This window comes from Corynebacterium sp. AOP36-E1-14, assembly GCF_052377495.1.
Taxonomy (GTDB): domain Bacteria; phylum Actinomycetota; class Actinomycetes; order Mycobacteriales; family Mycobacteriaceae; genus Corynebacterium.
In genome coordinates, this window is record NZ_JBQSWV010000046.1 from 1 (window position 1) to 10,196 (window position 10,196).

The 10,196-nt window shown below is 71.3% G+C and carries 12 protein-coding genes; 7 read left to right on the forward strand and 5 right to left on the reverse strand.

Annotated features, from left to right (window positions below; all coding sequences use genetic code 11):
* Positions 1-1,170: aminotransferase class I/II-fold pyridoxal phosphate-dependent enzyme (locus ACT3TD_RS14180; protein ID WP_444615196.1), on the reverse strand; the 1,170-nt coding region annotated here is incomplete at its 3' end.
* Positions 1,171-1,207: 37 nt separating this feature from the next.
* Here ACT3TD_RS14180 and ACT3TD_RS14185 point away from each other — a divergent pair.
* The 4 genes from ACT3TD_RS14185 to ACT3TD_RS14200 are packed head-to-tail and all read left to right on the forward strand — an operon-like array spanning position 1,208 to position 5,691.
* A complete protein-coding gene (locus ACT3TD_RS14185) occupies positions 1,208-2,536 on the forward strand; it encodes an adenosylmethionine--8-amino-7-oxononanoate transaminase (RefSeq protein WP_441579843.1) in 1,329 nt (442 codons plus the stop codon).
* Positions 2,533-3,189, forward strand: a complete 657-nt coding sequence (gene bioD, locus ACT3TD_RS14190; protein ID WP_441582396.1) for a dethiobiotin synthase — start codon at positions 2,533-2,535, stop codon at positions 3,187-3,189. Before ACT3TD_RS14185 ends, bioD begins: the two co-directional genes overlap by 4 nt.
* 59 nt (positions 3,190-3,248) lie before the next feature.
* Entirely contained in the window at positions 3,249-4,961 is a 1,713-nt protein-coding gene (locus ACT3TD_RS14195) for a purine-cytosine permease family protein (RefSeq protein ID WP_441579845.1), read from the forward strand.
* Positions 4,936-5,691, forward strand: coding sequence for an NAD-dependent deacylase (locus tag ACT3TD_RS14200; RefSeq protein WP_444615195.1), 756 nt, complete (start codon positions 4,936-4,938; stop codon positions 5,689-5,691). Before ACT3TD_RS14195 ends, ACT3TD_RS14200 begins: the two co-directional genes overlap by 26 nt.
* Here ACT3TD_RS14200 and ACT3TD_RS14205 read toward each other — a convergent pair.
* Both ACT3TD_RS14205 and ACT3TD_RS14210 read right to left on the reverse strand, forming a co-directional pair.
* Positions 5,684-6,238, reverse strand: coding sequence for a gamma carbonic anhydrase family protein (locus ACT3TD_RS14205; protein WP_444615193.1), 555 nt, complete (start codon positions 6,236-6,238; stop codon positions 5,684-5,686). The two genes, ACT3TD_RS14200 and ACT3TD_RS14205, sit on opposite strands and share 8 nt — an antisense overlap.
* 14 nt (positions 6,239-6,252) lie before the next feature.
* Positions 6,253-6,981, reverse strand: coding sequence for a glutamine amidotransferase-related protein (locus tag ACT3TD_RS14210; protein ID WP_441579848.1), 729 nt, complete (start codon positions 6,979-6,981; stop codon positions 6,253-6,255).
* A 30-nt stretch (positions 6,982-7,011) separates the two neighbouring features.
* Between ACT3TD_RS14210 and ACT3TD_RS14215 the strand changes: the two genes are divergently transcribed.
* Positions 7,012-7,488 carry a flavodoxin family protein gene (locus tag ACT3TD_RS14215; RefSeq protein WP_444615192.1) on the forward strand — a complete coding sequence of 159 codons (477 nt, stop codon included), beginning with the start codon at positions 7,012-7,014 and terminating at the stop codon, positions 7,486-7,488.
* Here the strand turns inward: ACT3TD_RS14215 and ACT3TD_RS14220 are convergent.
* Positions 7,464-7,784, reverse strand: coding sequence for a hypothetical protein (locus ACT3TD_RS14220; protein WP_444615191.1), 321 nt, complete (start codon positions 7,782-7,784; stop codon positions 7,464-7,466). The two genes, ACT3TD_RS14215 and ACT3TD_RS14220, sit on opposite strands and share 25 nt — an antisense overlap.
* A 50-nt stretch (positions 7,785-7,834) precedes the next feature.
* On the opposite strand from ACT3TD_RS14220, the gene ACT3TD_RS14225 reads away from it, so the two are divergent.
* Positions 7,835-8,788, forward strand: coding sequence for an NAD(P)H-dependent flavin oxidoreductase (locus ACT3TD_RS14225; protein WP_441579953.1), 954 nt, complete (start codon positions 7,835-7,837; stop codon positions 8,786-8,788).
* Positions 8,789-8,795: 7 nt separating this feature from the next.
* Here ACT3TD_RS14225 and ACT3TD_RS14230 read toward each other — a convergent pair whose 3' ends face one another.
* Positions 8,796-9,365 carry a TetR/AcrR family transcriptional regulator gene (locus tag ACT3TD_RS14230; RefSeq protein WP_444638059.1) on the reverse strand — a complete coding sequence of 190 codons (570 nt, stop codon included), beginning with the start codon at positions 9,363-9,365 and terminating at the stop codon, positions 8,796-8,798.
* A 65-nt stretch (positions 9,366-9,430) separates the two neighbouring features.
* On the opposite strand from ACT3TD_RS14230, the gene ACT3TD_RS14235 reads away from it, so the two are divergent.
* Positions 9,431-10,177, forward strand: coding sequence for a hypothetical protein (locus ACT3TD_RS14235; protein WP_441579955.1), 747 nt, complete (start codon positions 9,431-9,433; stop codon positions 10,175-10,177).
* The last annotated feature ends 19 nt before the right edge of the window (positions 10,178-10,196 follow it).

The following is a 10,196-nucleotide window of genomic DNA, read 5'->3' on the forward strand; positions in this document are numbered from 1 at the left end:
CCGACCTGGAGGACTGAACACGCCCGCCAGCGCCTCCAGCAGTGCGTCGATCTGGGCACCGGTGTGCGTGGCCATCACGGTGACCCGCAGGATCGCCTCGCCACGCGGGACGGTGGGGTAGCGGATCGCCGGCACGTGGAAACCCGCCTGCCGCAGCTCCGCCGCAACGGCCATGGCCGCCCGTTCGTCGCCGACCGGCACGGGCACGATCGGCGTCCCCGGGTGCCCGACGAGGCCGAGTCCGTCGGTGAGGCGTCGGACGTTGTCCTGCAGCCGCCGCACGAGCGACTCGTCGGCACGCACCAGGCGCACCGCCGCCAGCGCGGCGGCGACCGTCGGGACGGGGGAGGACGTCGAGTAGATGAACGGGCGGGCCTGGTTACGCAGCAGGTCGCAGGTGTCGCGGTCGGCGCAGATGAAGCCGCCCTCCGCGCCGAGCGCCTTGCTCAGCGTGCCGACAAGCACGTCCGGAGCGTCCTGAGCGTCCTGCGCCCCCGGTGCGGCGCAGCCGCGTCCGTCGCCGACGGTGCCGATGCCGTGGGCGTCGTCGACCATGACCGCGCACCCGTTGTCGTGGGCCAGGGAGACGATCTCGGCCACGGGTGCCAGGGTGCCGCCCATCGAGAACACCCCGTCGGTGACGACGAGTCCGTGTTCGGTGGTGCGCCGCTCCAGCAGCCGGGCCAGGGCGTCGGTGTCGCGGTGCGGGTAGACCCGCAGCCGGGCGCCGTTGGTGCGCGCGGCACGGCAGCCGTCGATGATGCTGGCGTGGTTGTGGGCGTCGGAGAACACCGTCACCGAAGCGTCCGCCAGCACCGTGAGCGCGGCGAGGTTCGCGGCGAACCCCGTGTTCAGCAGCACGCAGTCCGGGTAGCCGAGCCAGTCGGCGAGCTCCTCCTCGAGTGCGCGGTGCACGGGTGTGGACCCGGTGGTGAGCCGGGACCCGCCCGACCCGGTGCCGTAGGTGAACGTGGCCTCGACCGCGGCCTCCACCACGGCGGGGTGGTGGGACAGGCCGAGGTAGTTGCTGGAGGAGAAGAGCAGCCGCGCGCCGCCGTCTGTCTCGATCACGGGGTGCTGTCCGGTGGCGATGTCGGTGGTGTGGCGGCCGAGCCCGGCGTCTCGCCAGACCTGCAGGCGGGTGGCGGTGGGCAGGTGCGGTGCGCTCACGGTTGTCCCTTCATTGAACGGTGTATAGCCTGGTGTGATGACTATCCTAGAGCACTCCCCGGACGTGTGGAACGCCAACCGGGTGGCCGACGCCGACCGGCGGCACGTGTGGCACCCCTACGCCCCACGCCACGGCGCGACCGGGAACCTCGTGGTCGAGTCCGCGTCCGGCACACGCCTGCGGCTGGCCGCCGGGGACCGTGAGGTCATCGACGGCATGAGTTCCTGGTGGGCGGCGTGCCACGGCCACGGTCACCCGGCGCTGCGCGAGGCCGCCCACGGACAGGTCGACCGGATGAGCCACGTGATGTTCGGCGGGCTCACCCACCGCCCGGCCGCGGAACTGGCCGAACGCCTCCTCTGCCTGATCAACAGCCCAGACCTCACCGGCGATCCGCTGACCTCGGTGTTCTTCTCCGACTCCGGCTCGGTGTCGGTGGAGGTCGCGTTGAAGGCCGCGCTGCAGTACCAGCGGGGTGTGGGCCACCCGGAGCGCACCCGCTTCCTGACCTGGCGCGGCGGCTACCACGGGGACACGCAGGGGCCGATGGGGGTGTGCGACCCCGACGGCGGCATGCACTCGCTGTGGACCGGGGTGCTCACCCCGCAGGTCTTCGTGCCCTCCCCGCCACCGCGCGGCAGCACCCCGGAGGTGCTGGAGCGCTACCTCGCCGACCTGCGCGCGGCGGTGGAACACAACGACGTGGCCGCCGTGATCGTGGAACCGGTGGTGCAGGGCGCCGGCGGCATGCGCTTCCACGACCACGCCCTGGTCACCGGGCTACGTGAGGTGTGCGACGGGACCGGCGCACTGCTCATCCTCGACGAGATCGCCACCGGCTTCGGACGCACCGGCGACGTGCTCGTCGGCGCCGCCGCCGGGGTCACGCCCGACATCCTCTGTCTGGGGAAGGCCCTGACCGGCGGGTTCATGAGTTTCGCCGCCACGGTGACCACCGACCGTGTCGCCGCGGCCGTGGACTCGCCGGACGGCGGAGGGGCCCTGATGCACGGGCCCACGTTCATGGGCAACCCGCTGGCCTGCGCGGTGTCCCTGGCCGCACTGGACCTGGTGGAGTCCGGCTACTGGCGTCCGCGTGTGGCCCGCACCGAACAGCTGCTGCGCGAGGGGCTGGAACCCCTGCGCGGGCGCCCCGGCGTGGCGGACGTGCGGGTCCTCGGCGCGATCGGCGTGGTCGAGACCGTTGACCCGCTGGACTCCCCGGCGGTCACCGCGGCCCTGGTGGAGCGCGGCGTGTGGCTGCGCCCCTTCGGCCGGCTGCTCTACACCATGCCGCCGTTCACCTGCACCGACGAGGAGATCGTGCGCATCACCGACGCGATGGTCGCGGCGGTGGACGCATGATCCTGCTCGTCACCGGCACCGGCACGGACGTGGGAAAGACCGTCGCCACTGCGGCCCTGGCGGTGAACGGGCAGGGCACAGGACGTCACGTCACCGTGGTCAAACCCGTGCAGACCGGCGAGGCGCCCGGCAACGGCGACCTGCGTACGGTCACCGCCCTCACCGGCATCACCGACACCCACTGCTTCACCTACTGCCCCGAACCCCTGGCACCGGTCGCCGCCGCACGGCGCGCGGGCGTCGTCCTGCCCGGTCTGCAGGAGACGGCCCGCCGGATCCTGGCGCTGGACGCCCCGGACCGTCTGGTGCTCGTCGAGGGCGCCGGCGGCGTACTCGTCGACCTCGGCGGATTCACCGTCGCCGACCTCGCCCGGCGCACCGGCGCCCCGGTGGTCGTGGTGACCACCACCGGACTGGGCAGCCTCAACCACCACGACCTCACCCTCGAGGCCCTGGCCCACCGGGGCGTGGCCTGCGCCGGCGTCATCGGCGGCTCTGTACCGGACGCGCCGGACGCCGCGACGTCCACCACGCTCGACGTCCTGCGTGGCGGTCCCCGCTGGCTGGGCGGCATCCCGTCCGGCGCGGGCGCCCTCGACACCGCGGCGTTCCGCGCCGCGGCGGGGCGGTGGATCGCCCGGCCGCAACCGTAACCTCGACGAAACGCCACGGGGAGGGTGCCGGAAAAACGGCGACCGTAGCGTCCTGTCCCATGACCCAGACAGCGACCACACCCACCACCGCGGAGGCGCAGGGCCCACAGGGCTCACCGGGCACCCCGTCGGTACAGACCCCGTCGAGTCCCGTCGGCACCGAGGACTTCTCGCTGCGCTTCGCCCCGCGGCACTACCGCAAGTGGACGCCGGCGGCCGTCGCGGCCAGTGCCCTCGGCGGCATCGCCTACCTCGCGGACTTCTCCATCGGCGCGGCCATCGGCGTGGAGCACGGCACCACCAACGCCGTCGGCGGCATCCTCATCGCCGCCGTGCTGATCTTCGTGTCCAGTGCCCCGCTGGCCTACTACGCCGCGCGCTACAACGTGGACCTCGACCTGATCACCCGCGGCTCCGGCTTCGGCTACAAGGGTTCGATCATCACCAACCTCATCTTCGTGTCCTTCACCTTCATCCTCTTCGCCACCGAGGGCGCGATCATGGCGCAGGGGCTCAAGGTCGGCCTCGGCATCCCGCTGTGGGCCGGCTACGCGGTCAGCTCGCTGATGATCATCCCGCTGGTCATCTTCGGCATGAAGCTGCTGTCCAAGCTGCACTCCTGGACCAACCCGCTGTGGCTGGTGATGATGTTCGTGCCGCTGGTGGTGCTCATCGTGCAGGAGCCCTCGTCGGTGGGCACCTTCCTGGAGTACACCGGTGAGAACGACTCGCCGGTGTCCTTCGCGGCGATGATGCTCGCCGCCGCCGTCTGCCTGTCACTGACCGCGCAGATCGCCGAGAACATCGACTACCTGCGGTTCATGCCGCCGAAGACGGACGACAACCGCCGCTCCTGGTGGGCCGCGGTGATCTGCGGCGGGCCCGGCTGGGTGGTGCTCGGTGCGACGAAGCAGATCATCGGCGTCTTCCTCGCCGTCTACATGATCTCGGTGGTGGGGCAGGGCTCCGACATCGCCGTGGAGCCGGTCAACCAGTTCATGACCGAGTACCGCCAGATGATGCCCGGCTGGCTCGCCGTGACCCTCGCGGTGGTGCTGGTGGTCATCTCCCAGATCAAGATCAACACCACCAACGCCTACTGCGGCTCGCTGGCCTGGACGAACATCTACTCGCGCACCACCAAGCGCTACCCGGGCCGGGTGTGGTTCGTGGTGCTCAACGTGTCGATCTCCCTGGCGTTGATGGAGTTCAACATGTTCAGCGTGCTGAGCTTCGTACTGAGCTTCTACTCCAACCTCGCCATCGCCTGGATCTTCACCGTGGCCGCCGACATCGTGGTCAACAAGTACCTGCTGGGGATCTCGCCGAAGCGTCCGGAGTTCCGCCGCGGCATGCTCTTCGACTACAACCCGGTGGGCATCGTGTCGGTGCTGCTGTCCGGCGGGGTGTCGATCGCCATGTTCTTCGGTGCCTTCGGCGACACCGTCGCCCCGTTCTCCCCGTTGTTCGCCGCGGTCATCGCCGTGGTCACCACCCCGCTCATGGCCGTCGTCACGAAGGGTCGCTGGTACCTGCGCCGCGACTCCGACGGCATCGACCTGCCCATGGAGGACGCCGACGGCAACCCCTCGGACGCCCGGCTGACCTGCGCGGTCACCGGCGAGTCCTGTGAGCGCCCGGACATGCTCGCCTCCGCGGTGCCCGGCCCGGACGGACGTACGCAGTACATCTCCTCGCTGGCGCTGACCCTGGACGCCTCCGGAGAACACGTCCTACCCTTGGAGCATGAGCCTGGCACAGACCGTCCGTGACGCCCGACGCATCGAGGTCTTCACCGGTGCCGGCATGAGCGCCGACTCCGGACTGGACACCTTCCGCGACGCGACCACCGGACTGTGGAGCCACGTCGACCCGCAGGCCATGGCCAGCGTGGACTCCTGGTCGCGTGACGCGGACGCCATGTGGGCGTGGTACCTGTGGCGGGCGGCGAAGGCCCGCGCCGCCGCCCCGAACGCCGGTCACCGTGTGGTGGCCGCCTGGCAGGACGTCCCGGGCGTGCAGGTGCACGTCACCACCCAGAACATCGACGACCTGCACGAACGCGCCGGTAGCCGGGACGTCTCCCACCTGCACGGCAGCCTCTTCGACTTCCGTTGCGCCGGCTGCGGTGCCCCGGCTCCCGAGCCGGAACTGCCGTCACCTCAGGAAACCTCCACCGAGCCCACCACGCGCCTGCACCCGCCGCACTGCGCCACCTGCGGTGACCTCGTGCGTCCCGGCGTCGTCTGGTTCGGCGAGGCACTGCCGCAGGACGCCTTCGCCGCCGCCGAGGAGTCCATGGAGACCTGCGACCTGCTGGTCATCGTCGGCACCAGCGGGGTGGTCTACCCCGCGGCCGGACTGCCGCACATCGCCGCGGCACGGGGCGTACCCGTCGTCGAGATCAGTCCGGCGGACACCGACCTGACACCGCTGGCGACCCGGTCGCTGCGCACCACCGCGGCGGTCGGGCTGCCGGAGCTGCTGAGTTCGCTCAGCTGAAGCGCACCTCGTCGATGTCGACCGCCTGCCCCGGTGACGCCTGACCACGGGCGATCTCCACGTAGTGCCCGGCGTGGGTGACCAGGCCGGCGCGCTCCTCGTCGGTGAGCTCGCGGCGCACCTTCGCCGGCAGCCCGGCGGCGAGGACGCCGTCCGGCACGTCCTGCCCCTCCAGGACGGTCGCCCCGGCGCCGATCAACGTTCCCGCACCCACCGTGGACCCGCTGAGCAGGGAGGACGACATGCCGATCAGGGTGCCGTCGCCCACGCTGGCGCCGTGTACCAGCGCCTGGTGGCCCACGGTGACGTCGTCGCCGAGTACGTTGGAGACCCCCGTGTCCACGTGCAGCACGGAGTTGTCCTGGATGTTCGTGCGCTCGCCGATACGGATCGACCCGACGTCGCCGCGGATGACCACGCCGTAGAACACCGAGGAGTCCGCGCCGATCTCCACGTCGCCGATGATCACCGCCGTCGGCGCGACGTAGGCGGAGGCGTGGATGCGCGGCACCCGGCCGTTGAAGGGGAGGATCAGTGGTGAGTTCATGTTCCCCACTGTAATCAGTCGATCAGCCCCACGGTGCGTAACCAGCCCAGCACCATCCGGCGAGAGGGCTCGACCAGCCCCGGGCCCTCCTGCGCGGTCGCCCTGCGCAGGACGTCGACGTCCACACCCTGTTCCTGCAGGTCGCCGTGGTGGCCGATGAGCCACCGCTCGAAGGTGTCCGGGTCGACCTCCGGGTGGAACTGCAGGCCGAGGGCGTGGTTGGAGCGGAAGGCCTGCACCGGGGTGTCCTCGTCGTGGGCGAGGCGTTCCACGCCGGCGGCCGCGGCCGCCCGCCCGACGGGAAGTTCGATGCGGTCGCCGTGCCAGTGCAGGACGGGGAGTCCCTCCAGGGCGCGCAACGGGCCGGACGCCCCGGCGTCGGTGAGCGTCACCGGCGACCAGCCGATCTGCATCGGAACCCCCTCCGGGGCGGGGACGACCCGCCCGCCGAGCGCCAGCGCCAGCAGCTGCGCGCCGAGGCAGACGCCCAGCACGGGGCGTCCGGCGGCGTGACGGGCGCGGATGAGCTCGATCTCGTCGGCGAGGTACGGGTAGTCGGGGTCCTCGGCGTTGACCGGCCCGCCCATGACGACCAGCAGGTCGGCCTCCAGCGGGCCCGGCGGGAAGTCCACGCCGGCGTCGACGTGGCGGGGCTGCAGCAGCTCCTCCCACGTGCCGGCGTCCTCGAAGGAGACGTGCCGCAGGACCACGGTGCTCAAGGTGTCGTCTGTCGTGCCTGTCATGTCCCCGAGGATACGTGCATCATGGGGTCCATGGCCTACCTTCTGATCGTGCACCACAGTCCGACCGGGAAGCTGCGCACCATCGCCGACACCGTGCTCGACGCCGCACGCGCGGCGGCGCGCGAGGCGTCCGGCGAACTCGACGAGGAACTGGAGGTGCGCGAACGCGAGGCGCTGGAACCCGACGCCGGCGAACTCCACGACGCCGCCGCGGTGATCCTGGGCACCAGCGCCAACTTCGGCTACATCTCCGGCGCGCTGAAGCACTACCTCGACTCCACGTTCCTGGAGAACCAGGACCGCGAGAAGCCCTTCTCCTACTGGATCCGCGGTGGCTACGACACCACCGGTGCCGAGAACGCGCTGGAGAAGATCGCCACCGGTTTCGGCTGGACCACGGCCGCCGACCCGGTGACCTTCACCGGCGACGTGGAACCGCACCTCGACGAGCTACGCGCCCTCGCCGAGAACACGGTGGGTGCCTACTTGCTGTCCGCCAGCAGGTAGGACGCACCGGCGACGCCGGCGGTGACGGTGAGCACGGCCGGCCAGGCCCCCATCTTCTTGGCCAGCGGGTGCGAGAGACCGAAGCCGGCGACGTAGGCGGTGCTCAGCCCGGCGGTCAGCGCGGGGCCGCCCTTGGCCAGCCAGGTACGTCCGGCGTACACGCCTGCCGCGGCGAGCAGCACACCGCCCAGCGGGCGGACACCGGTTTCGCGCGCGCTGACCCAGCCCCCGATCAGGCCGAGGGTGGTGACGGCGGCGGTGTTGACGTCCTTGGCGTTCTTCAGTGTCATGTCCATGGCCGCCAGGCTACCCTGGAGGGAACAACGCGACGTAAGGAAGGACCACCGTGACACAGCTACCGCACACGCTGCTGACCCGACTGTGGGGCATCGACCTGCCGGTCATCGGCGCACCCATGGCAGGACGTGCCGGTGGTGAGCTGGCCGCCGCCGTGAGCCGGGCCGGCGGGCTCGGCATGATCGGGGTGGGGGCCTCGACGTCGCCGGAGTGGATCCTGGAGCAGGCCGAGATCGCCGGGGAAGGCGGCAACTTCGGCATCGGCCTGATGGTGTGGGCGCTGACCGACGAGGTCTTCGACGCCGCGGTGGAGGCCAACCCCACCGTGATCTCCCTGGCCTTCGGCGACCCGTCGCCGTGGGTGGCGCGGGCGCACGCCGCGGGGATCAGCGTGGTCGCGCCGGTCAACGACATGCCGCAGGTGCGCCAGGCCCTGCAGTCCGAGGTGGACGTGCTCTGCGTGCAGGGCACCGACGCCGGCGGGCACACCGGGCGCATCGGAACGATGCCGCTGATGCAGCAGGTGCTCAACCACACCGCCTCGCACGCCCCGGGCGTGCCCGTCGCCGTCGCCGGCGGGATCGGCACCGGACGAGGCCTGGCCGCCGTGCTCGCCGCGGGTGCGGACGCCGCCTGGATCGGCACGGCGCTGCTGGCGTCCCCCGAGTCGATGGGTTCGACGGACCTCAAGGCGGCCGCCGTGGCGGCCTCGGCGCGCAACACCGTGCTGACCGGCATCTACGACCGCGCCGAGCAGGTCGGCTGGGACACCACCACCTGGCCCACGCGCACCGTGCGCAACGACTTCGTCGACCGCTACGCCGACGACCGGACGGTGGACGACGCCGAACTCGTCGCCGCCCGCGCCCCGGGCGGACGCCACGCCGACGACCTGAAGCTCCACGCGGGGCAGGGCGTGGGCCTGGTCCGGCAGCAGGAACCGGCGGGCGAGGTCATCGCCCGCATGGCGCAGGAAGCCCACGACCTGCTGAAACGGTTCTGAATCTGTTCTAGCCCGGCAGGTCGGCGACCATCGCGGCGACGGTGGCGCGCGCAGCCTCCTCGGTGACGCGTCCGGCCATCAGCTGGGAGCCGAGGCCGTGACCGAGGGCCATCGCCGTGTCCACGATGCTGCCGGCGGTGTTCTCCCCGAGTTCCGGGATGGCGGTCAGGCAGGCGTCGGTGAACTCCGTGCCCGTGGCCGCGAGGTGACGGCGGTACGCCGAGGCCGCCGGCTCGGTGCCGGTGACGGCCATGAGCTCCATCGACACGCTGATGCGGTGGAAGGCGCAGGTCTCCTCGTCGACGGGCAGGGTGGCGGCGAAGTAGCCCTCGATGACCGCGCGCAGGGAGTCGTCCGGGTGGCGTCGCTCGCGCCACCGTCGGATGCTGCGGTCGGAGAGACGCTGCAGGGAGGCGGCGACCAGGGTGTTCTTGTCGGTGCCGTAGTACTGCACCAGGCGCAGGGACACGCCGGCCTCGGCGGCCACGGTGCGCATGCTCACCGCCGTGATCCCCTCCCGGCCGATGAGCCGGTCCACGGCGTCGAAGATCTGGTCCCGGCGGGTCGTCGTACGCATGTACCAGATCGTATCCTGTGACTGGTGGGACGGGAGAGCAGGGTTGGCGTAGGGTGGAGGTTGTCATGACTGCTGCACCTGAGCACGCGCCCTGCCTCGACGTCGACCTGACCGCCACACCGTGGCTGTACCCCGGACCCTGGCCCACCGCCTCCGGGACGCTGACCGCCGAGGGCTACTTCCCCGGTGAGGTCGGCATGGTCGGCATCGCCGACGACCTGGGACTCACCCCCGTGGTGGCGGTGGGGTCGAACGCCTCGCCGGGGGTGATGCTCACGAAGCTGGAGTCGCACGGCGTCTCGCCGATGGTGCCCTTCATCCGGGCGTGCGTGCCGGACACCACCACCGCCTTCACCGCGCACGTCAGCCCCCGGGGTTACATCGCCGCCGCACCGTACCGGCAGCCCGGGGCGCAGACCACGATGTGGGTGAGCTTCCTCGACGAGGAGCAGCTCGCGTGCGTGGACGGGACGGAGTCGCCGAACTACGACCGGATCCACGTGGCCGACACGGTGACCCTCGACAACGGGGAGGAGCTCGAGGGCTACGACATCTACCGCAGCTGCTGGGGGCTGATCCCGGACGTGCAGCACCACACCGGCCGCGACGTGGAGCCGGTGCCGTTCGTGCACCGTGAGGCACAGTGCCGGGTGTTCCGCCATGTCCGCGAGGGACTCGTCGGCGGGGTGCCGTCACTGCCGGACGGGGACAGCGAGTCCGTGGTCCGGATGATGTGGGAGGACCGGAACCTGGCGGGGCGCGTGTCGGAGGAGTTGCACGACATCGCCATGGCCGATGGGTTCTCGGGGTAGCTCTTCGCTGCTCTCCGGG

Bases quoted from the DNA above. Each gene is read 5' to 3' on its own strand.
- ACT3TD_RS14185 (WP_441579843.1), top strand. From the start codon at position 1,208: ATGACTATCCTAGAGCACTCCCCGGACGTGTGGAACGCCAACCGGGTG.
- bioD (WP_441582396.1), top strand. From the start codon at position 2,533: ATGATCCTGCTCGTCACCGGCACCGGCACGGACGTGGGAAAGACCGTC.
- ACT3TD_RS14195 (WP_441579845.1), top strand. From the start codon at position 3,249: ATGACCCAGACAGCGACCACACCCACCACCGCGGAGGCGCAGGGCCCA.
- ACT3TD_RS14200 (WP_444615195.1), top strand. From the start codon at position 4,936: ATGAGCCTGGCACAGACCGTCCGTGACGCCCGACGCATCGAGGTCTTC.
- ACT3TD_RS14205 (WP_444615193.1), bottom strand. From the start codon at position 6,238: ATGAACTCACCACTGATCCTCCCCTTCAACGGCCGGGTGCCGCGCATC.
- ACT3TD_RS14210 (WP_441579848.1), bottom strand. From the start codon at position 6,981: ATGACAGGCACGACAGACGACACCTTGAGCACCGTGGTCCTGCGGCAC.
- ACT3TD_RS14215 (WP_444615192.1), top strand. From the start codon at position 7,012: ATGGCCTACCTTCTGATCGTGCACCACAGTCCGACCGGGAAGCTGCGC.
- ACT3TD_RS14220 (WP_444615191.1), bottom strand. From the start codon at position 7,784: ATGGACATGACACTGAAGAACGCCAAGGACGTCAACACCGCCGCCGTC.
- ACT3TD_RS14230 (WP_444638059.1), bottom strand. From the start codon at position 9,365: ATGCGTACGACGACCCGCCGGGACCAGATCTTCGACGCCGTGGACCGG.
- ACT3TD_RS14235 (WP_441579955.1), top strand. From the start codon at position 9,431: ATGACTGCTGCACCTGAGCACGCGCCCTGCCTCGACGTCGACCTGACC.